16 protein-coding genes are annotated in these 20,233 nt (G+C 71.7%); 14 read left to right on the top strand and 2 right to left on the bottom strand.

The features are described from left to right. The first annotated feature begins 41 nt into the window (after positions 1 to 41). From EOE48_RS01070 to EOE48_RS01055, 4 genes are all read left to right on the top strand, one after another. Positions 42 to 1,484 (top strand): RluA family pseudouridine synthase, encoded by a 1,443-nt coding sequence (locus tag EOE48_RS01070; RefSeq protein ID WP_127726914.1) that lies wholly within the window; start codon positions 42 to 44, stop codon positions 1,482 to 1,484. A 92-nt stretch (positions 1,485 to 1,576) separates the two neighbouring features. Then, on the top strand, positions 1,577 to 1,966 hold the full coding sequence (locus EOE48_RS01065) for a hypothetical protein (protein ID WP_127726913.1): 390 nt from the start codon (positions 1,577 to 1,579) through the stop codon (positions 1,964 to 1,966). Between the two features lie 22 nt (positions 1,967 to 1,988). Continuing rightward, positions 1,989 to 2,645 carry an HAD-IA family hydrolase gene (locus tag EOE48_RS01060; RefSeq protein WP_127726912.1) on the top strand — a complete coding sequence of 219 codons (657 nt, stop codon included), beginning with the start codon at positions 1,989 to 1,991 and terminating at the stop codon, positions 2,643 to 2,645. A gap of 94 nt (positions 2,646 to 2,739) precedes the next feature. Continuing rightward, the gene (locus EOE48_RS01055) at positions 2,740 to 3,507 is read left to right on the top strand and encodes an ATP12 family chaperone protein (protein ID WP_127726911.1); all 768 of its coding nucleotides are present in this window, start codon (positions 2,740 to 2,742) and stop codon (positions 3,505 to 3,507) included. A gap of 35 nt (positions 3,508 to 3,542) precedes the next feature. Here the strand turns inward: EOE48_RS01055 and EOE48_RS01050 are convergent, their stop codons facing one another. After that, complete coding sequence (locus tag EOE48_RS01050) at positions 3,543 to 3,836, bottom strand: hypothetical protein (RefSeq protein ID WP_127726910.1); 294 nt, start codon at positions 3,834 to 3,836, stop codon at positions 3,543 to 3,545. A gap of 461 nt (positions 3,837 to 4,297) precedes the next feature. On the opposite strand from EOE48_RS01050, the gene EOE48_RS01045 reads away from it, so the two are divergent. The 8 genes from EOE48_RS01045 (at position 4,298) to EOE48_RS01010 (ending at position 15,130) form a co-directional block, all read left to right on the top strand. Continuing rightward, entirely contained in the window at positions 4,298 to 5,518 is a 1,221-nt protein-coding gene (locus tag EOE48_RS01045) for an aminotransferase class V-fold PLP-dependent enzyme (protein WP_127726909.1), read from the top strand. 98 nt (positions 5,519 to 5,616) lie between these two features. Further along, entirely contained in the window at positions 5,617 to 6,555 is a 939-nt protein-coding gene (locus tag EOE48_RS01040; RefSeq protein ID WP_127726908.1) for a D-2-hydroxyacid dehydrogenase, read from the top strand. A gap of 64 nt (positions 6,556 to 6,619) precedes the next feature. Continuing rightward, complete coding sequence (locus EOE48_RS01035) at positions 6,620 to 7,480, top strand: NADP-dependent methylenetetrahydromethanopterin/methylenetetrahydrofolate dehydrogenase (protein WP_127726907.1); 861 nt, start codon at positions 6,620 to 6,622, stop codon at positions 7,478 to 7,480. Next, entirely contained in the window at positions 7,480 to 8,118 is a 639-nt protein-coding gene (gene fchA, locus EOE48_RS01030) for a methenyltetrahydrofolate cyclohydrolase (RefSeq protein WP_187371281.1), read from the top strand. The genes EOE48_RS01035 and fchA overlap by 1 nt, the downstream gene beginning before the upstream one ends. A 437-nt stretch (positions 8,119 to 8,555) precedes the next feature. Further along, positions 8,556 to 9,734, top strand: a complete 1,179-nt coding sequence (locus EOE48_RS01025) for a malate--CoA ligase subunit beta (protein WP_127726906.1) — start codon at positions 8,556 to 8,558, stop codon at positions 9,732 to 9,734. An 11-nt stretch (positions 9,735 to 9,745) separates the two neighbouring features. Then, positions 9,746 to 10,645, top strand: coding sequence for a succinate--CoA ligase subunit alpha (gene sucD, locus EOE48_RS01020; RefSeq protein WP_127726905.1), 900 nt, complete (start codon positions 9,746 to 9,748; stop codon positions 10,643 to 10,645). Between the two features lie 378 nt (positions 10,646 to 11,023). Then, positions 11,024 to 13,762: a phosphoenolpyruvate carboxylase gene (locus EOE48_RS01015; RefSeq protein ID WP_127726904.1), complete on the top strand. Its 2,739-nt coding sequence runs from the start codon at positions 11,024 to 11,026 to the stop codon at positions 13,760 to 13,762. Positions 13,763 to 14,161: 399 nt separating this feature from the next. Then, positions 14,162 to 15,130 carry an HpcH/HpaI aldolase/citrate lyase family protein gene (locus tag EOE48_RS01010; protein ID WP_127726903.1) on the top strand — a complete coding sequence of 323 codons (969 nt, stop codon included), beginning with the start codon at positions 14,162 to 14,164 and terminating at the stop codon, positions 15,128 to 15,130. Between the two features lie 27 nt (positions 15,131 to 15,157). Here the strand turns inward: EOE48_RS01010 and EOE48_RS01005 are convergent, their stop codons facing one another. Then, a complete protein-coding gene (locus EOE48_RS01005; protein WP_127726902.1) occupies positions 15,158 to 15,583 on the bottom strand; it encodes a CHRD domain-containing protein in 426 nt (141 codons plus the stop codon). A 223-nt stretch (positions 15,584 to 15,806) separates the two neighbouring features. Between EOE48_RS01005 and EOE48_RS01000 the strand changes: the two genes are divergently transcribed. Together EOE48_RS01000 and EOE48_RS00995 are read left to right on the top strand one after the other, a co-directional pair. Continuing rightward, a complete protein-coding gene (locus EOE48_RS01000) occupies positions 15,807 to 16,979 on the top strand; it encodes an efflux RND transporter periplasmic adaptor subunit (RefSeq protein WP_127726901.1) in 1,173 nt (390 codons plus the stop codon). 2 nt (positions 16,980 to 16,981) lie between these two features. Continuing rightward, positions 16,982 to 20,146: an efflux RND transporter permease subunit gene (locus EOE48_RS00995; RefSeq protein WP_127726900.1), complete on the top strand. Its 3,165-nt coding sequence runs from the start codon at positions 16,982 to 16,984 to the stop codon at positions 20,144 to 20,146. Positions 20,147 to 20,233 lie beyond the last annotated feature (87 nt).

The following is a 20,233-nucleotide window of genomic DNA, read 5'->3' as shown; positions in this document are numbered from 1 at the left end:
GGCCGTTTGCCGCCGGGCGGGGCCGGTGCTACCAGCGCCGCATGACGGGCAAGCCTCCCCACCGCGGCGGTCCCGGGCGGTCGCGGACCGGCCCGGGCGGACGCTCCTTCGCACCCGTGGGACGCCGCGACGACGGCCGTGCCCGCACCGGGCCGCGCAATACCGCGCGCGACGCCGCCGAGCGCGCCGCGGCCGGGCGCGACCTCGGCGACGCCGCCCCCTGGGAGCAGGGCGCCCCCCCGGCCCCGCGCCCTCCCGCCGGGCGGCCGGCGGGTGCCAAGTCTGGGGGTGCCAAGCCTCAGAGTGCCAAGTCTGCGGGGACCAAGCCCACGAGGGACAAGCCGGCCGGCCTGAAGCCCGCCGGCCCGCGTCCGCCCCGGGAGTCTGCGGCCCCACGCCCTCGCGCGGCCCCGAACCCGGCCGCGCCCCGCCCCGAGGGCGCCCCGACCCGGCGCGAGGTGCGGGCGGCGACCGCCGCGGCGCTCGCCACCGGCGTCCAGACCCTCGAAGTGACGCCCGACGAGGCCGGGATGCGGATCGACCGCTTCCTCGCCGCCCGCTTCCCGCAACTGCCCTTCACCCGGATCCAGAGCCTCGTGCGCAAGGGCGAGCTGCGGGTCGACGGCAAGCGCGCCAAGGCCGCAGACCGGGTCGAACCCGGGGCGAGCGTGCGGGTGCCGCCGCTGAAGCTCGACCAGCCGCGTCCGACCGGCCCGAGCCCCGCCCGGGCCGAATCCGACCTCGCCTTCCTGCGCTCCCTGATCCTCTACGAGGACCGGGACATGATGGTGCTCAACAAGCCGTTCGGCCTCGCGGTCCAGGGCGGCTCGGGCACCACGCGCCACGTCGACGGCCTGCTGGAGGCGATGCGCGACGGCGACGGGCAGAAGCCGCGCCTCGTCCACCGCCTCGACAAGGACACCGCCGGCTGCCTCATCGTCGCCAAGACGCGGCTGGCCGCCGCGACGCTGGCCAAGACCTTCCGGTCGCGGGCGGCGCGCAAGATCTACTGGGCGCTCGCCGCCGGCGTGCCGCGGGTGCGCCAGGGCCGGGTCTCGACCTACCTCGCCAAGGAGGAGGTCGGGGAGGCCGACGCGCGGATGCGGGTGGCGCAGCACGGGGACGAGGGGGCGAGCCACGCGCTGACCTACTACGCCACCGTCGACCAGGCCGGCCAGAAGCTCGCCTGGCTCTCGCTCAAGCCGGTGACCGGGCGCACCCACCAGTTGCGCGCCCACGCCGCCCATATCGGGCACCCGCTGGTCGGCGATCCGAAATACTTCGACATCGAGAACTGGGAGCTGCCCGGCGGCATCCAGAACCGGCTGCACCTGCTCGCTCGGCGCATCGTCATCCCGCATCCGCGCACCGGTCAGCCGGTGGACGTGACCGCGCCGCTGCCGCCGCACATGGCGCAGAGCTGGAACCTGCTCGGCTTCGACGCCTCCCGCTACGACCCGATCGTCGAGGCGCCGGAGAACTGACGGCGCCCGGTGCCGCTTGGCAACCTGCGCCGTCGCCTTATTCTGGGGGCAGGCCGTCCGGCCGCGTCGATCCACCAACGAGAGCCCGCCCGATGAGACCTGTCGCGCTCGCCTGCCTCGGCCTGCTCGGCCTCGCCGGAACGGCCCTATTGGCGCCGACCTCCCGGGCCCAGCAGCCGGCTCCGGCGCCCGCCGCCGCGCCCGCCCCCGCCTCGCCGGCCGAGGCCGGGCGGGCGGGCGGAAAGCCCGCCGACCGGACGCCGGCCGAGCCGGGACGCGGCGCCGATGCGGCGCCTCCCCGCGGCGACGGCAAGGCGGCCGGCCAGCGGGTGCGACGGCGGACCTCCTACGCCGCCTGCAACCGGGCCTCGCACCGGCGCAACCTCCATGGCGGGGCGCGCCGCCGCTTCCTCACCCGCTGCCGCCTCGGCTACGAGCGGATCCAGCCGCCGGCCGGACAGCCGGCGCGGGGGCGCCCGTGACGGTGACGGGGAGCGTCAGGCCGTGATCCTCGTCGTCTTCGACATCGACGGCACCGTCGTCGACAGCCAGCACATGATCGTGGCCGCCCAGGCCGAGGCGTTCGCGTCCGTCGGGCTGCCGGCGCCGGGGCGCGAGCGGGCGCTGTCGGTCGTCGGCCTGTCGCTGGCCCAGGCCTTCACCGTCCTGGTCGGGCCGGACGGCCCGGTGGCGGAACTGGCCGAGGCGTACAAGGGCGCCTTCTCGCGCCTGCGCGCCGAGGCGGCGATCCGCGAGCCGCTGTTTCCCGGCGCGGCCGACCTGATCGCGCGCCTCCATGCCGGTCCGGCGGCCGTGCTGGGCATCGCCACCGGGAAATCCCGCCGCGGCGTCGACCACCTCGTCGCGACCCACGGCTGGGACGGCTGGTTCGCGACGATCCAGACCGCGGACGACGCGCCCTCGAAGCCGCATCCGGCGATGCTGGAACAGGCGATGGCCGAGACCGGGTCGAGCCCGGCCGACACCGTCATGATCGGCGACTCGACCTACGACATGGCGATGGCCCGCGCCGCCGGAGTCACCGCCCTCGGGGTGACCTGGGGCTACCACACGCCCGAGGCGCTGATCGCGGCCGGCGCCGACCGGATGGTCGCGTCCTACGCCGAGCTGGAGCGGGTGCTGGTGGAGCGGGGCATCTGATCCTCCCCGAGGACCGCCGCGGCGCGCGACGCAGGCCCTCCAACGAGGTCCCAGTCGACTCGCAACCAGAACTCTCGTTCCCTATCTCCCTCCCATGACCGACGCCCCCGCACCCACCCCCGCCGACGATCCCCTGCGCGTTGCCCGGGCTGCGGGACGGCCGAGCCTGCCGAAGCGCTTCTACGAGCAGGCCGGCGTGGCCGAGGAGGCGGGCGGGTGGCGCCTCGTGCTCGATGGGCGCGGAGCCAACACGCCGGGCCGGCGCGCGCTGCGGGTGGCGCAGGCGGCCCTGGCCGAGGCGCTGGCGGCGGAGTGGCAGGCGCAGGTCGCGGTGATCGACCCGACCCGGATGCCGCTCACCCGCCTCGTCAATTCCGCCCTCGACGGCGTCGCCGAGCGGCGGGCCGAGGTGGTGGACGACCTCGTGGCCTATGCGGGCAGCGACCTGCTGGTCTACCGGGCCGGCGATCCGGGGCGCCTCGTCGCCGAACAGTCGGCGGCCTGGGATCCCGTGCTCGACTGGGCCCGCGACGCGCTGGGCGCTCGCTTCATCCTCAGCGAGGGAGTGATGCACGTGACCCAGCCCGAGGGCACGATCGCGGCCCTGCGCCGGGCGATCGAGTCGGTGGAGAGCCCGACCCGGCTCGCGGCCCTGCACGCGATGACGACCCTGTCCGGCTCGGTGCTGCTGGCGCTCGCGGTCGTCCACGGCGCCGCGACACCGGAGGCGGCCTGGGCGGCCGCCCATGTCGACGAGACGTTCCAGGCCGGAATCTGGGGCCGCGACGCAGAGGCCGAGGCGCGCCTGGAGGCGCGCCGGGCCGAATTCGAGGCGGCGGCGCGGGTGGCGTCGCTCGGCTGACGGGGCGCCCCAGTGCTTGCCGGGGCGTGATCGCCCTACTTCATCGGCCGCACCGACCCGGTCGCGATATCGGCATTCGGGTCGAAGCCCGGCATCGTCGGCGCGAAGGCGACGAGGCCGCTGGTGTCGATGCTGCGCAGGTCGAGTTCGGCCCCGGGCGCCATCTTCGGTAGGGCCGCGAACATCGGCAGCCCGGCGGGAATCGCCGACTGGAACCCGACGACCTCGACCGGCATCAGGCCGGCCTCCTCCAGCGTCGCGCCGTCCCGGGCCGCGGCAGCGCCCGTTCCGGCCGCCAGCGCGCCAGCCACCAAGATCACCTTCAGCATGACCGTCTCCGGATCGTGAGCTTGTCCTTGCGTATCAATGCGTGAACCTGCGGTTGGTTCGCGGCTTACCGTCGCCGTCCGGATACGCGCGCGGCCCCGGAGGCGCCCAGGGCGCTCGAAGATCTTGAAAAGGTTCCTGGCCTTGCCAGAAAGTACAAGTCCGTCTTCGCCAGAAAGTACGACTTCGAAATTTCTGAATGTCCATCCAAGTTTTTTCAGTTTTCCTTCTCACCGGCGGGCTCGCATAGTCCGGCTCACGGTGATGCCGGGCCGCGAGCCGGGGCCGTCGGACGATCAAACGGGGCGAGCGGCGGAGGCTGCTCTTGCACGGACCGGCCGGACCACGCCGCGGACACGAGGGGTACGACGGCCGGCGGATCGCCGCCGCGCCGGCCCCCCGGTCACCCTCCCGCCGCCCCATCCCGGGCGCGGGCCACGAGACAGGATCTTTGGAGGACACCATGGCAGCTCCCTGGGCAGGATCGCGTCGGCCGGGCCGCAACTTCCTCTTCGTGCCGGGCCCGACCAACGTGCCGGACCGGGTCCAGCGCGCGATGGTGGTGCCGATGGAGGACCACCGCTCGTCGTCCTTCCCCGAACTGACCCTGCCGCTGTTCGAGGACCTGAAGAAGGTCTTCAAGTCCCGCGACGGACAGGTCTTCATCTTCCCGTCGAGCGGCACCGGCGCCTGGGAGGCGGCGCTGACCAACACCCTGTCGCCCGGCGACAAGGTCCTGGCCTCGCGCTTCGGCCAGTTCAGCACCCTGTGGATCGACCTCGCCCAGCGGGTCGGGCTCGACGTCGAGGTCCAGGACGAGGAATGGGGCCGCGGCGCCGATCCCGACCGGATCGAGGAGGCCCTGCGCGCCGACCGCGAGCACCGGATCAAGGCGGTGCTGGTCGTCCACAACGAGACCGCCACCGGCGTCACCAGCGACGTCGGCGCCGTGCGCCGGGCGATCGACGCCGCCGGCCACCCGGCGATGCTCTACGTCGACGGCGTGTCGTCGATCGGCAGCATCGACTTCCGGGCCTCCGAATGGGGCGTCGACTGCGCCATCACCGGCTCGCAGAAGGGCCTGATGCTGCCGGCCGGCCTCGGCATCGTCTGCGTCAGCCCGCGGGCGCTCGCCGCCGCCAAGACCGCCGAGTGCCGGCGCTGCTACTTCGATTTCGCCGACCAGGCCAAGGCCAACGCCACCGGCTACTTCCCCTACACGCCGGCGCTGCCGCTGCTCTACGGCCTGCGCGAATCGATGCGGTGCCTGTTCGAGGAGGGGCTGGAGCAGGTCTTCGCCCGCCACCGCTTCCTCGCCGACGGCACTCGGGCGGCGGTGAAGGCCTGGGGCCTGACCCTGTGCGCCCAGGACCCGAAGTGGAACTCGGACACGGTGAGCGCCATCATGGTGCCGGAGGGCATCAACGGCGCCGAGGTGATCGACATCGCCTATCGCCGCTACAACATGGCGCTCGGCGCCGGCCTGTCGAAGGTCGCCGGCAAGCTCTTCCGCATCGGCCATCTCGGCGACCTCAACGAGCTGATGCTGCTCGGGGCGCTGGCCGGGGCCGAGATGGCGATGTGCGACGCCGGCATCCAGGTCCAGCCGGGCAGCGGCGTCGCGGCGGCGCAGACCCACTTCCGCGGCGCGACGCAGACGGCCGAACAGCGCGCGGCGGCCTGATGAGGCGGGGACGGGCCGCGGATCCGCTCTGGACCCGTGGCCCGCAACCTGATGCTGTCGCGAACGGGCCGTCGTCGGCCCGGCCGGAGCCAGAACCGATGTCGCATCGTATCGTCTTCCTCGACCGAGAAACGCTGGACGCCCGCTTGAGGGCGCCCGGCTTCCCGCACGAGTACCGGGAATACGACGTGACCGCGCCGGGCGAGATCGTCGAGCGCCTGAAGGACGCCGACATCGCCGTCGTCAACAAGGTGCCGATGCGGGCCGAGACCCTGCGGCAACTGCCGAAGCTGAAGCTGATCGCGGTCGCGGCCACCGGCACCGACATCGTCGACAAGGCGGCGGCGAAGGAACAGGGCATCACCGTCGTCAACATCCGCAACTACGCCTTCAACACCGTGCCCGAGCACGTGGTCGGGCTGATCTTCGCCCTGCGGCGGGCGATCGTCCCCTACGCGAACTCGACCCGGCGCGGCGATTGGAACCGGTCGCGGCAGTTCTGCTACTTCGACTACCCGATCCGCGACATCGCCGGCTCGACGCTCGGCATCGTCGGCTACGGGGCGCTCGGCAAGTCGATCGCGAAGCGCGGCGAGGCGCTCGGCATGAAGGTGCTGGCCTACGACGTGTTTCCCCAGGACGGACTGGTCGATCTCGACACCATCCTGCGCGAGAGCGACGTCATCACCCTGCACGCGCCGCTGACGCCGGAGACCCGCAACATGATCGGGCGGGCCGAGCTCGCCAGGATGAAGCGCGACGCGATCCTCATCAACACCGCCCGCGGCGGCCTCGTCGACGAGGCGGCGCTCGCCGAGGCGCTCCAGAGCGGCACCATCGGCGGGGCGGGGTTCGACGTGCTCACCACCGAGCCGCCGGTCGAGGGCAACGTGCTGCTCGACCTCGACCTGCCGAACCTCATCGTCACCCCGCACGTCGCCTGGGCGAGCAAGGAGGCGATGCAGATCCTGGCCGATCAGGTGGTCGACAACATCGAGGCCTTCGTCGCCGGCCAACCCGTCAACGTGGTCGAGTAGCCGGCCGCCGTGCGAGACAGAGGCCGGGCGGTCCCGCCCTGGGCCCCGGCAGGCAGAGGATGCCATGAAAAAACTGCTTTTCCTGTTCGACACCGACCCGGTCCCGAGCGTGTTCGACACGGTCGTCGGCTACGACGGCGGCGCCGACAACATCGCCGGCTACGGCAACGTGACGCCCGAGAGCGTCGGCGCGCTGGTCGACGGCACGATCTACACCCGCGGCGGCTCCGAGAAGAAATCGACGGCGATCTTCGTCGGCGGCGGCAACATGGCGGCCGGCGAGGCGGTGTTCGCGGCGGTGCAGAAGCGGTTCTTCGGGCCGTTCCGCGTCTCCTCGATGCTCGATTCCAACGGCTCCAACACCACCGCGGCGGCGGGCGTCGCGCTGGTCGCCAAGGCCGCCGGCTCGCTCAAGGGCAGCCGCGCCGTGGTGCTCGCCGGCACCGGCCCGGTCGGGATGCGCTCGGCGGCGCTGCTCGCCCGCGAGGGCGCCAGCGTCGTGCTCACCGGCCGCTCCCGGGCCAAGGCCGAGGAGGCCGCCCGGGCGATCGAGACGCGCTTCGGCGTCGCCGTCGAGGCCCGGGAGACGCCGGATGCGGAGTCCCGCGCCGCCGCGGTGAAGGGCGCCGACGTCGCGTTCGCGGCCGGGGCGATCGGGCTCGAACTGCTGCCCGAGGCGCAGTGGCGCGACGAGCCGGCCCTGCGTTTCCTCGCCGACTACAACGCCCAGCCGCCGCTCGGCTTCGGCGGCATCGAGGCGACCGACAAGGGCAAGGAGCGTCACGGCAAGCGGGTGTTCGGGGCGCTCGGCATCGGCGGTCTGAAGCTCAAGCTGCACCGCGCCTGCGTCGCCCGGCTGTTCGAGAGCACCGAGTCGGTCCTCGACGCCGAGGAGATCTACGCGCTCGCGAAAGAGATGGCGTGATGACGACCGACACGACGCCGATGGAAACCATCGGACACTTCCTCGACGGCCTCGCCAGCGCCCAGCCGACGCCCGGCGGCGGCGGCGCGGCGGCGATCTCCGGCGCCATGGGGGCGGCCCTCGTCTCGATGGTGTGCAACCTCACCATCGGCAAGAAGAAGTACGCCGCGGTCGAGGACGAGCTGCGGCAGGTCCTGGCCCGGGCCGAGGACCTACGGGCGGCGCTCACCGGGATGATCGCCGAGGACGTCGCCGCCTTCGACGCGGTGATGGGCGCCTACGGCCTGCCGAAGGGCACCGACGACGAGAAGACGGCCCGCGCCGCCGCGATCCAGGTGGCGCTCCGGCAGGCGACCGACGTGCCGCTCGCCTGCTGCCGGGCCTGCCGGGCGGTGATCGACCTCGCCGAGATCGTCGCCGACAAGGGCAACCTCAACGTCATCAGCGATGCCGGCGTCGCCGTGCTGTCGGCCCATGCCGGCCTGCGCAGCGCCGCCCTCAACGTCTACGTGAACGCCAAGGCGATCGAGGACCGCGCCTTCGCGCAGTCGCGCCTCGACGAACTCGAGGATCTGCTCGCCGGTGCGGGCGATCTCAACGAGACGACCTACGCGGTCGTGAAGAACAAGCTGGTCTGAGTTCGGGACGGGGCGGACAGGTCTTTCACTGTCCGCCACCCGATCCGGACTGTACCGACAATCGACCCGGGACGCTCTGCGCCCCGGGAACGGGGAAGCTTTGCCCGGTCGGCTAGGGGCAGCAGCGCGAGTGGGCAACCCCGTCCGCGAAAGGATCTCCGCCCTTTTCCCGGACGACTGAAGCGTCAGCGGAAGGAGATCCGGGATCCAGCGAAAGAAGCGCCGAGAAGCGGCTCAGTCTGCCGGCACTGTTGTTCGATAGGGACGCTTCGCGACTTATTGTGCTGGATCCCGGATCTCCTTCCACTGCGTTTCAGTCGTCCGGGAAAGGGGTGCCGACCCGACGACACCCTCGAAACGGCATCGAACAAGTCCCGGTCGACACCGACTCCCGCATCGTGGGGCGAACGATCGGCCAATCACACGAGGAGGCATCCATGGACGTCCACGAGTACCAGGCCAAGGAACTGCTCGCGAGCTTCGGCGTGCCGATCCCGAAGGGCGCGGTGGCGTTCAGCCCGGATCAGGCGGTCTACGCCGCGACCGAACTCGGCGGCTGGCACTGGGCGGTGAAGGCCCAGATCCATGCCGGCGCCCGCGGCAAGGCCGGCGGGATCCGGCTGTGCAAGACCTACAACGAGGTCCGCGACGCGGCCAAGGACCTGCTCGGTCGCCGCCTCGTCACCCACCAGACGGGCCCCGAGGGCAAGCCGGTGCAGCGGGTCTACATCGAGACCGCCGACCCGTTCGACCGCGAGCTGTATCTCGGCTTCGTCCTCGATCGGAAGGCCGAGCGGGTGCGGGTCATCGCCAGCCAGCGCGGCGGCATGGACATCGAGGAGATCGCCGCCACCGAGCCGGAGGCGCTGCTTCAGGTCGTGGTCGAGCCGGCGGTCGGCCTGCAGCAGTTCGAGGCGCGCGAACTCGCGTTCCAGCTCGGCCTCGACATCAAGCAGGTCGGCGGCGCCGTGAAGACGATCATGAGCGCCTACCGGGCGTTTCGCGACTGCGACGCGACGATGCTGGAAATCAACCCCCTCGTCGTCACCAAGGACGACCGGGTGCTGGCGCTCGACGCCAAGATGTCGTTCGACGACAACGCGCTGTTCCGGCGTCGCGCCATCGCCGACATGCACGACCCGTCGCAGAGCGACCCGCGCGAGGCCCAGGCCGCCGAGCACAACCTCAACTACATCGGCCTCGACGGCGAGATCGGCTGCATCGTCAACGGCGCCGGCCTCGCCATGGCGACGATGGACATGATCAAGCATGCCGGCGGCGAGCCGGCGAACTTTCTGGACGTCGGCGGCGGCGCCTCGCCCCAGCGCGTCGCCACCGCGTTCCGGCTGGTCCTGTCCGACCCGAACGTGAAGGCGATCCTCGTCAACATCTTCGCGGGCATCAACCGCTGCGACTGGATCGCCCAGGGCGTCGTCCAGGCGGCGCAGGAGGTGAAGATCGGCGTGCCGCTGGTGGTCCGGCTCGCCGGCACCAACGTCGAGGCCGGCAAGGCGATCCTGGAGAAGAGCGGTCTCGACCTCATCACCGCCGACACCCTGACCGAGGCCGCCGAGAAGGCGGTCCGCGCGGTGGAAGCCGCGCGCACGACCCACTGAGGAGCGACGCCATGAGCATCCTGATCGACGAGACGACCCCGATCCTGGTCCAGGGCATCACCGGCGACAAGGGCAGCTTTCACGCCAAGGAGATGCTGGAATACGGTTCCAAGGTCGTCGGCGGCGTCACGCCGGGCAAGGGCGGGCGCAGCCATCTCGGCATCCCGGTCTTCAACACCGTGAAGGACGCGGTGCGGGAGACCGGCGCCACCACCAGCATCACCTTCGTGGCGCCGCCCTTCGCCGCCGACGCGATCATGGAGGCAGCCGACGCCGGCATCCGGCTGATCTGCTCGATCACCGACGGCATCCCGGCCCAGGACATGATGCGGGTCAAGCGCTACCTCAAGCGCTACCCCAAGGAGCGCCGCTCGATGGTGGTCGGCCCGAACTGCGCCGGCATCATCTCGCCGGGCCAATCGATGCTCGGCATCATGCCCGGCCACATCTACCTCAAGGGCAATATCGGGGTGATCTCGCGCTCCGGCACGCTCGGCTACGAGGCCGCCTCGCAGATGAAGGCGGTGGGGCTGGGCATCTCGACCTCGGTCGGCATCGGCGGCGACCCGATCAACGGCTCGTCGTTCCTCGACCACCTCGCGCTGTTCGAGGCCGACCCGGACACCGACGCGGTGCTGATGATCGGCGAGATCGGCGGCCCGCAGGAGGCCGAGGCCGCGGCCTGGATCCGGGACAACATGTCGAAGCCGGTGGTCGGCTTCGTCGCCGGCCTCACCGCCCCGAAGGGCCGCCGGATGGGACATGCCGGCGCGATCATCTCGGCCGCCGGCGACAGCGCCGCCGAGAAGGCGGAGATCATGCGCTCCTACGGCCTCACCGTGGCGCCGAGCCCGGGCGAGTTCGGCACCACCATGGCCGAGGTGATGGCGACCCGCCGCAAGGCGGCGTGACGCTGCCGTCGCAGTCAAATCCTCCCCCCACTGCGCAGGGTTGTCCGGGGAGATGAATAGCGCGGGTTTCCCCTCTCCCCGCGGGCGGGGAGAGGGCTGCGTCTCCGTTCAGGAGATGCAGCAAGCGCGATCCGTCAGGATCGCCGCGAGGGTGAGGGGGTGTTTCCGGAAGAGACTCCTCCGGCACCACCCCCTCACCCTCGCTCCGGCTTGCGCCTGCGCTCACTGCGGACCCGACAAGGGGTCCGCAGTCCTCTCCCCGCCCGCGGGGAGAGGAGAAATCCCGCGCGCTCCCTTCCCCGGACAGCCCTGCGCTGAGGGGGGAGGGTCACGCCGCCCCCGGCGTTCCATGCATCCCGCCACACGGGAATCCCGACCATGCAGATGCCCGCGCTCGACCTCGCCTTCGCGCCGCCGGTCATCACCGGCACCTCCTCGCGGGAGGCCACCGACATCCTGTTCGTCTCGCTCCTCGACGTGTGCCGGCGCCACGAGCCGGAACTGGAGGCGGTGCTGCACGGACGGGCCAACATCTCGGGCATGTCGCCCGAGCTGATGGCCCGCGCCCTCCAGGTCCAGGGGATCTGGTTCCAGCTCATCTCCATCGCCGAGCAGAACACCGCCATGCGCCGGCGCCGGCAGATCGAGCGCGGGCAGGGCCGCGACGCCCTCACCGGCTCGTTCAGCGCCGTGCTCGCCGAGGCGGTGCGCCGCCGCATCCCGGCCGGCGAGATCCACGCCCTGCTCAAGACCCTGCGCATCCGCCCGACCCTGACGGCGCACCCGACCGAGGCCAAGCGCGTCACGGTGCTGGAAAAATTCCGCCGGATCTACCTGCTGCTGCGCGAACTCGAACTGCCGCGCTGGACCGAGCGCGAGCGCACCGCCCTGATGGCCGACCTGCGCGACCAGATCGAGCTGGTCTGGATGACCGGCGAACTCCACCTCGAGAAGCCGAGCGTCGAGCAGGAGGTCGCCTGGGGGCTGCACTTCTTCGACGAGACGCTGTTCGAGATGCTGCCGGAGGTGCTGGTCTCCCTGGAGGAGAGCCTGCGGGCGCATTATCCCGACGAGACCTTCGAGGTGCCGGCCTTCTTCCAGTTCGGCTCGTGGATCGGCGGCGACCGCGACGGCAACCCGTTCGTCACCGCCGCCGTCACCCGCGCCACCCTGCGCCGCAACGCGCTCGCCAGCCTGCGCCGCTACCGCGACGGCGTCACGGCGCTCGGCCGCACCCTGTCGATCACCGAGCGCTCGCTGCGGGTGCCCGAGACCTTCCGGGCCGAGCTGGAACAGCGGCTCGCAGTGAGCGGCGATCCCCGCGGCATCGCCCGGCGCAATCCCGGCGAGCCCTACCGCCAGTTCCTCACCTGCATCCAGCGCCGGCTGGAGGCGACGATCGCCCGCAACGAGGGCGACGCCATCACCGGTGCGCCGGACTATTCCGACGCCGACAGCCTCATCACGGACCTGCGGGTGCTGGAGCAGGGGCTCGCCGCGGCGCGCTGCCCGTCGCTCGCCACCGACCTCGTGCGGCCGGTGCGGCGGATGGTCGAGATCTTCCGCTTCTCGACCGTGCGCCTCGACATCCGCGAGAACACCACCCGCACCACCCGGGCGCTCCAGGCGCTGTGGGCGCTCGGCCACGGCGACGACGCGCCGGCGCCCGACGTCGATTCGCCGGTCTGGCGCGCCTGGCTCGACGCCGAACTGGCCCGGCCGCGGGAGGGCGCCCGCTCGTTCCAGGCGCTGCCCGACGAGGCGCGCGAGACGCTGGAGACCTTCGCCCTCGTCGGGGCGATGCGCCAGGACCTCGACCGCGAGGCGTTCGGCGCCTTCGTGCTGTCGATGACCCACTCGGTCGCCGACATCCTCGGCGTCTACCTGCTGGCGAAGGAAGCCGGGCTGTTCCTCGACGCCGCCGGGGTCGAGATCTGCCCGCTGCCGGTGGTGCCGCTGTTCGAGACCATCGACGACCTGCGCGCCGCCCCGGCGATCATGCGCGAATTGCTCGCCGTGCCGGTGGTGCGCCGCTCGACCCGCTGGCAGGGCGGGGTCCAGGAGGTGATGATCGGGTATTCCGACTCGAACAAGGACGGCGGCTACGTCGCGGCGAACTGGGAGCTGGCGAAGGCTCAGGCCCGGCTGACCGCAGTCGGCGAGGCGGCCGGCGTGCCGATCGCGTTCTTCCACGGCCGCGGCGGCTCGGTCAGCCGCGGCGGCGCCCCGACCGCGCGGGCGATCGCGGCCCAGCCGCCGGGCTCGATCCGCGGCCGGTTCCGCACCACCGAGCAGGGCGAGGTGGTGTCGTTCAAGTACGCCAACCGCGGCACCGCCGCCTACCAGATGGAACTCCTGGCATCCTCGGTGCTCGCCCACGCGCTGACCTCGGAGCGGGACCGGGAGCCGCGGCCGGACTTCGACGACGCGCTCGAAGCCCTGTCGGGCGCCTCGCGGGCGGCCTACGTCAAGCTGATCGCGCACCCGGACCTCGTGACCTATTTCGGCGCCGCGAGCCCGCTCGACGAGATCGCGCTGCTCAACATCGGCTCGCGCCCGGCCCGGCGCTTCGGCGCCCGCAGCCTCGCCGACCTGCGGGCGATCCCGTGGGTGTTCGCCTGGGCGCAGAACCGCCACGTCATCACCGGCTGGTACGGCGTCGGCAGCGCGCTCCAGAGTTTTCTCGAGGTGCGGGGCGAGGCCGGCGAGGCGCTGCTGCGGCGGATGTTCGCGGAGTCGTGCCTGCTTCGGCTCATCCTCGACGAGGTCGAGAAGACGCTGCTCACCGTCGATCTCGCCATCGCCCGCGACTTCGCCGGGCTGGTCGAGGACGCCGGGGTCCGCGACGCGATCTTTCCCATGATCGAGGCCGAGTACCACCTCACCTGCGCGATGGTGTGCCGGGTCAGCGGCGACGCCACGGTGGCGGAACGCTTCCCCCAATACCGCGCCCGGCTCCAAAAGCGGCTGCCGGTGATCGATCAGGTGAGCCGCGAGCAGGTCGAACTGCTGCGCCGCTTCCGCCGCGAGGAGGATCCGGCCCGCCGCGAGGCGCTGAAGTCGGCCCTGCTCCTGTCGATCAACTGCACGGCGGTCGGGTTCGGGGCGACGGGGTGAGGGCGCAGCGCCCGACCCTCCCCCCTCTGCGGGCTACAGCATTCACACCTTCCCGAGAGAGGCGGGATCTCTCCTCGCCCCGCTTGCGGGGAGAGGGCTCTGCCGATCTTGTCGTCGGCTGAGCGAGGCGGCAGCCGAGGGTGAGGGGGCGAGGCCGGAGGAGCCTCTTCCGGCCTCGCCCCCTCACCCTCGCCCTGCGGGCTCCCTTCGCCCCCAACGAGGGGGACGAAGGCCTCTCCCCGCAAGCGGGGCGAGGAGAACCCGCACTACCCGTTGTGTGAATCTGCGAGCCCGCAAAGGGGGGAGGGTCCGCCCCACGTCTCCCCGCCACACCCGCCCCATATCCGTCACCGTGCGATCCGGCCCCGAACGCCGCATCCGTCACCTGGAGGAACCCCGATGAGCTTCACCCTGATCCAACAGGCCACCGCCCGGCTGCACCGCTCCGAGCTGGCCGTGCCCGGCTCCAACCCGACCTTCATGGAGAAATCGGCGCAATCGGCCGCCGACGTGATCTTCCTCGACCTCGAGGACGCGGTCGCGCCCGACGACAAGGAGCAGGCGCGCAAGAACATCGTCCAGGCGCTCAACGACCTCGACTGGGGGTCGAAGACGATGATGATCCGCATCAACGGGCTGGACACCCACTACATGTACCGCGACGTGGTCGACATCGTGGAGGCGTGCCCGCGCCTCGACATGATCCTGATCCCGAAGGTCGGCGTGCCGGCGGACGTCTACGCCATCGACGTGCTGGTGACGCAGATCGAGCAGGCCAAGAAGCGCAAGAAGCGGATCGGCTTCGAGGTGCTGATCGAGACCGCGCTCGGCATGGCCAACGTCGAGGCGATCGCCCAGTCCTCGAAGCGCCTGGAGGCGATGTCGTTCGGCGTCGCCGACTACGCCGCCTCGACCCGGGCGCGCTCGACGGTGATCGGCGGCGTCAACCCGGACTTCTCCGTGCTCACCGACAAGGATGCCGAGGGCCGGCGCGAAACCCACTGGCAGGACCCGTGGCTGTTCGCCCAGAACCGGATGCTGGTCGCCTGCCGGGCCTACGGCCTGCGCCCGATCGACGGCCCGTTCGGCGACTTCTCCGATCCCGACGGCTACCGCTCGGCGGCCAAGCGCTGCGCCGCGCTCGGCTTCGAGGGCAAGTGGGCGATCCACCCCTCGCAGATCGAACTCGCCAACGAGGTGTTCACCCCGAGCGAAGCCGAGGTGACCAAGGCCCGCCGCATCCTCGCGGCGATGGAGGAGGCGGCGAAGGCCGGCCGCGGCGCCGTCTCGCTCGACGGCCGGTTGATCGACATCGCGTCGATCCGCATGGCCGAGGCGCTGATCGCCAAGGCCGACGCGATGCGGTGAGGGCGGGGCGCCCCGCGGGAGACGGCGCTACGGCGCCTTCACCATCTGCCCGCGCAGCTCGCCGCCCGGATGGGCGGCGGTGTGGACGTTGAAGTAGACCCGGCCGCCGGTGAGTTCGGCGGCCTGGGCGTCGGTGAGGGTGGCGGTGCCGGAGAACGGGCTCTCGCCGGCGGGGGCGGGCACCATCACGCCGGCATTCTTGCCGGGCTCGGCCGGGCCGTGGAAATGGGACGCGGTGACAGGTCCGGTCAGTCCGGCATAGGTGCCGAGCCACGTCAGCGTCTTCGTTGCCGTGTCGTACTGCGCCTTGATCTCGCCCTTGCCGGGGCTGGTGTTCGGCGGCACCTCGCTCGCGCCGGTCAGCGGGCTCGCGAAGGTGAGGGTCTCGGCCCGGGCGGCGGGGGCCGCGAGCAGGACAAGGCCGGCGAGGCCGGCGCGAACGGCGTGCATCATGGCATCATCTCCCGTGCGCCGGCGCGGCACCGCGCGCCGGCTTCCCGCAAGATAGGGCGCCGCGCGCCCAAGCGTGCCCCTGATGCAGCCCGCCCGGGCGACCGGCGCAGGTCTCGCCAACATTGCAGAAACAGTCCGGTGACAGGGTGATCGTCTGCGGAGCCCCGCCAGGGCTCTTGATCCGCCGTGGACGAGATCCAGGTTGGTGGACGGACGTCATCCGATGGAAACAGGACGAACCCGAACGCCGCGACGCCGCGGCGGGTGGCTGATTCTGGCGGCCGTGCTGGCAGGCGCCGCGGGAACCTATGGCTGGCAGCGGCTGCACGCCCCGGCCGAGAAACCCGCCGCGCGGGCGCCGGCCCCGGTGCCGGTGACGCTCGCCCGGGTCGAGCAGGGCCCGTTCGGCGTGGTGCTGGGCGGCCTCGGCACGGTGCAGGCCTACAACACCGTGCAGGTGCGCAGCCGGGTCGACGGCGCGATCGAGCGGATCGGCTTTCGCGAGGGGCAGGTGGTGGCCAGGGGCGACCTCCTGGCCCAGGTCGATCCGCGGCCCTATCAGGCCGCCCTCGACGGGGCGCGGGCGAAGAAGACCCAGGACGAGGCCAACCTGAAGAACGCCCGGGCCGACCTCGAGCGCTACACCAAGCTCGGCGACTACGCTTCGCGCCAGCAGACCGACACCCAGGGCGCCCAGGTGAGCCAGCTCACCGCCCAGATCGCCGCGGACCAGGCGGCGATCGACAACGCCGCGACGCAGCTCTCCTACGCCTCGATCCAGGCGCCGATCGCCGGCGTGACCGGGTTCCGGCTGATCGACGTCGGCAACATCGTCACCGCCGCCCAGCAGACCGCGATCGTGACGATCACCCAGGTCGAGCCGATCTTCGTCGTCTTCACGGCGCCGGAGGACGAATTGCGCGGGATCGCCGGGGCGCTCGCCGCCGGCCCGGTCCCGGTCGAGGCGTGGAGCACCGACGGGCGGACCCGGCTCTCGGAGGGGCGGCTCGACCTCGTCAACAACCAGGTTGACACCGCGACCGGGACGGTGCGGCTCAAGGCGTCGTTCGACAACCGCGACCACGCCCTGTGGCCCGGCCTGTCGGTCTCGACCCGGATGCGGATCGGCACCGTCGCCGACGCCGTCACGGTGCCGGACGACGCCGTGCAGCACGGCCCGAACGGCCTCTACGCCTTCGTGGTCGAGGACGGGACGGCGCGGCTGCGGCCGGTCGCGGTCGGGCGCTCCGAATCCGGTCGCACCCGGGTGCTCAAGGGGCTCTCGCCCGGCGAGACCGTGATCTGGCGCGGGCAGTCGCGGGTGCAGGAGGGCGCGGCGGTGGCCGAGACCCGGCCGGCCGGCAGCGCCGCGCTGGCCCAGGACGAGGCGCGCTGAGGATGCAGGAAACGAGCGCCCCGGCCGGAGGCGGCCTGTCCGGATGGTTCATCCGCTTCCCGGTCGCCACCTCGCTCATCATGGCCGGGATCCTGTTCCTCGGAATCGTCGCCTACCCGCTGCTCGGGGTGGCGCCGCTGCCGCAGGTCGACTTCCCGACGATCCAGGTCACGGCGCAGTTGCCCGGCGGCAGCCCCGAGACGATGGCCTCCTCGGTGGCGCAGCCGCTGGAGCGTCAGTTCGCGCAGATCCCCGGGGTCAGCCAAATGACCTCGACCAGCGCGCTCGGCATCTCGTCGATCACCGTGCAGTTCGACCTGTCGCGCAACATCGACGCCGCAGCCAACGACATCCAGGCGGCGATCAACGCCGCCGGCGGGCAACTGCCCAAGACCCTGCCGAGCCCGCCGACCTACCGCAAGGTGAACCCGGCCGATTCGCCGATCCTGCTGCTCTCGGCCACGTCCGACACCCTGCCGCTGATCGAGGTCGACGACGCCGCCGACGTCCAGCTCGCCCAGCGCATCAGCCAGATCTCCGGCGTCGCCCAGGTGCTGATCGGCGGCCAGCAGAAGCCGGCGATCCGGGTGCAGATCGACCCGGCCAAGCTCGTGGCGAAGGACCTCTCGCTGGAGGACGTCCGCACCCAGCTCTCGCTCACCACGGTCAACAACCCGAAGGGCAATTTCGACGGCGCCACCCGCAGCTACACGGTCTACGCCAACGACCAGCTCACCGCCGCGAAGGACTGGAACGACGTCATCATCGCCTACCGCAACGGGGCACCGCTGCGGGTGCGCGACATCGGCCGCGCGGTGGCGGGGCCGGAGGACGCCAAGCAGGCGGCCTGGGCCAACGGCCAGCGCGGCGTGTTCCTGGTGATCTTCAAGCAGCCGGGCGCCAACGTCATCGAGACGGTCGATCGGATCAAGGCGGAACTCCCGCGCATCACCGCGGCGCTGCCGGCCGGAGTGGTGGTCAAGACGCTCAGCGACCGCACCCAGACCATCCGGGCCTCGGTCGAGGACGTGCAGTTCACCCTGGTCCTCACCATCGCGCTCGTCGTGGCGGTGATCTTCTGCTTCCTGCGCTCGCTCTGGGCGACGGTGATCCCGAGCGTGACGGTGCCGCTGGCGCTGCTCGGCGCCTGCGCGCTGATGTGGATCGCCGGCTACACCCTCGACAACCTGTCGCTGATGGCGCTGACCATCGCGGTCGGCTTCGTGGTCGACGACGCGATCGTGGTGCTGGAGAACATCGCCCGCCACGTCGAGGAAGGGATGGCGCCGATGCAGGCGGCGCTCAGGGGCGCCGGCGAGATCGGCTTCACCATCCTGTCGATCTCGGTCTCGCTGATCGCGGTGCTGATCCCGTTGCTGCTGATGGGCGGCATCATCGGCCGGCTGTTCCGCGAATTCGCCGTGGTGCTGTCGATGACGATCGGCGTCTCGGCCTTCGTGTCGCTGTCGCTGACCCCGATGATGGCGGCACGCCTGCTCAGGCCCCCGGCCGAGGAGCGCCACGGCCGGCTGTACCGCTGGAGCGAACGGGTCTTCGACGGGCTGCTGGCGGCCTACGCCTCCGCCCTCGACGTCGCCCTGCGCCACCGCGTCGTCACGCTGCTGAGCTTCCTCGCCACGGTGGCGCTCACCGCGTACCTGTTCGTCGTCATCCCCAAGGGCTTCTTCCCGCAGCAGGATACCGGCCTGATCGTCGGCATCACCGAGGGCGGGCAGGACATCTCGTTCTCGGCGATGAAGGAGCGCCAGGAGGCGGTCGGCCGGGTGATCCAGGCCGACCCCGACGTGGCGAGCGTCGCGATGTCGATCGGCGGCAGCGGGCAGGCGCTCAATTCGGGCCGGATGTTCATCACGCTCAAGCCCCGCGACGAGCGGCAGGCCGACGCCTTCCGGATCATCGGCCGCCTGCGGCCGCAGCTCGACCGTCTGGAGGGCGTGAAGGTCTTCCTCCAGGCGTCGCAGGACGTGCGCACCGGCGCGCGGGCCTCGCGCACCCAGTTCGAGTACACGCTCCAGGATCCGAATCTCGACGAGCTGAACGCATGGTCGCCCCGCCTGCTCGACAGGCTCAGGACCCTGCCGGAGCTGCGCGACGTCGCCACCGACCAGCAGACCAGCGGCACGACCCTGACGCTGGCGATCAACCGCGACGCCGCCTCGCGCTTCGGCATCACGCCCCAGCTCATCGACGACACGCTCTACGACGCGATCGGACAGCGGCAGGTCGCCCAGTACTTCACCCAGCTCAACAGCTACCACGTCATCCTGGAGGTGCTGCCGGCGCTCCAGGCGTCGCCCGATTCGCTGCGCAGCATCTACGTGAAGTCGCCGACCACCGGCGGGCAGGTGCCGCTCGCCGCCTTCGCGACGTGGAGCACCGATCCGGTGCGCCCGCTCTCGATCAACCATCAGGGCCAGTTCCCCTCGGTGACGATCAGCTTCAACCTCGCGTCCGGGGTGGCGCTCGGGCAGGCGACGGCGGCGATCGACCGGGCGGCGAAGGAACTCGGCGTGCCGCCGACCCTCGCCACCGGCTTCCAGGGCACCGCCCAGGCGTTCCAGCAATCGCTCGCGACCGTGCCGCTGCTGATCCTCGCCGCCCTGGTGGTGGTCTACCTGATCCTCGGCGTGCTCTACGAGAGCCTGATCCACCCGCTGACGATCCTGTCCACGCTGCCCTCGGCCGGCGTCGGGGCGCTCGCGATGCTGCTGGCCTTCGGCTACGATTTCAGCCTGATCGCGCTGATCGGCGTGGTCCTGCTGATCGGCATCGTGAAGAAGAACGGCATCATGCTGGTCGACTTCGCGATCGTGGCCGAGCGCACCGAAGGGATCGGCCCCGAGGAGGCGATCCGCCGGGCCGCCCTGCTGCGCTTCCGGCCGATCCTGATGACCACGATGGCCGCCCTGCTCGGCGGCATCCCGCTGATGTTCGGCACCGGCACCGGCGCCGAGATCCGCCAGCCGCTCGGCTACGCGATGGTCGGCGGGCTCGCGGTGAGTCAGGTGCTGACGCTGTTCACCACGCCGGTGATCTACATCTACCTCGACCACCTCGCGACGTGGCTGTCGGGGCGCGGGGCGAAGCCGGCGGAATCACCGCCGAAATCCGAGGAGCCGCCGCGGCTGCGGCAGGCGGCGGAGTAGGGGAGCGGACAGGCGCCGTGGCGGCTGCCGTCCCTGCGCTCACCCCATCCCGCGGAGGATGGTGAGCGCCGGACCCATCGACTTTCA

It is taken from the genome of Methylobacterium oryzihabitans (genome assembly GCF_004004555.2).
Taxonomy (GTDB): Bacteria; Pseudomonadota; Alphaproteobacteria; order Rhizobiales; family Beijerinckiaceae; genus Methylobacterium; species Methylobacterium oryzihabitans.
Note: the sequence above shows the minus strand (reverse complement) of the source record. Positions and strands in the feature narration are given on the sequence as shown.

Bases quoted from the DNA above. Each gene is read 5' to 3' on its own strand.
- EOE48_RS01070 (WP_127726914.1), top strand. From the start codon at position 42: ATGACGGGCAAGCCTCCCCACCGCGGCGGTCCCGGGCGGTCGCGGACC.
- EOE48_RS01065 (WP_127726913.1), top strand. From the start codon at position 1,577: ATGAGACCTGTCGCGCTCGCCTGCCTCGGCCTGCTCGGCCTCGCCGGA.
- EOE48_RS01055 (WP_127726911.1), top strand. From the start codon at position 2,740: ATGACCGACGCCCCCGCACCCACCCCCGCCGACGATCCCCTGCGCGTT.
- EOE48_RS01050 (WP_127726910.1), bottom strand. From the start codon at position 3,836: ATGCTGAAGGTGATCTTGGTGGCTGGCGCGCTGGCGGCCGGAACGGGC.
- EOE48_RS01045 (WP_127726909.1), top strand. From the start codon at position 4,298: ATGGCAGCTCCCTGGGCAGGATCGCGTCGGCCGGGCCGCAACTTCCTC.
- EOE48_RS01040 (WP_127726908.1), top strand. From the start codon at position 5,617: ATGTCGCATCGTATCGTCTTCCTCGACCGAGAAACGCTGGACGCCCGC.
- EOE48_RS01035 (WP_127726907.1), top strand. From the start codon at position 6,620: ATGAAAAAACTGCTTTTCCTGTTCGACACCGACCCGGTCCCGAGCGTG.
- fchA (WP_187371281.1), top strand. From the start codon at position 7,480: ATGACGACCGACACGACGCCGATGGAAACCATCGGACACTTCCTCGAC.
- EOE48_RS01025 (WP_127726906.1), top strand. From the start codon at position 8,556: ATGGACGTCCACGAGTACCAGGCCAAGGAACTGCTCGCGAGCTTCGGC.
- sucD (WP_127726905.1), top strand. From the start codon at position 9,746: ATGAGCATCCTGATCGACGAGACGACCCCGATCCTGGTCCAGGGCATC.
- EOE48_RS01015 (WP_127726904.1), top strand. From the start codon at position 11,024: ATGCAGATGCCCGCGCTCGACCTCGCCTTCGCGCCGCCGGTCATCACC.
- EOE48_RS01010 (WP_127726903.1), top strand. From the start codon at position 14,162: ATGAGCTTCACCCTGATCCAACAGGCCACCGCCCGGCTGCACCGCTCC.
- EOE48_RS01005 (WP_127726902.1), bottom strand. From the start codon at position 15,583: ATGATGCACGCCGTTCGCGCCGGCCTCGCCGGCCTTGTCCTGCTCGCG.
- EOE48_RS01000 (WP_127726901.1), top strand. From the start codon at position 15,807: ATGGAAACAGGACGAACCCGAACGCCGCGACGCCGCGGCGGGTGGCTG.
- EOE48_RS00995 (WP_127726900.1), top strand. From the start codon at position 16,982: ATGCAGGAAACGAGCGCCCCGGCCGGAGGCGGCCTGTCCGGATGGTTC.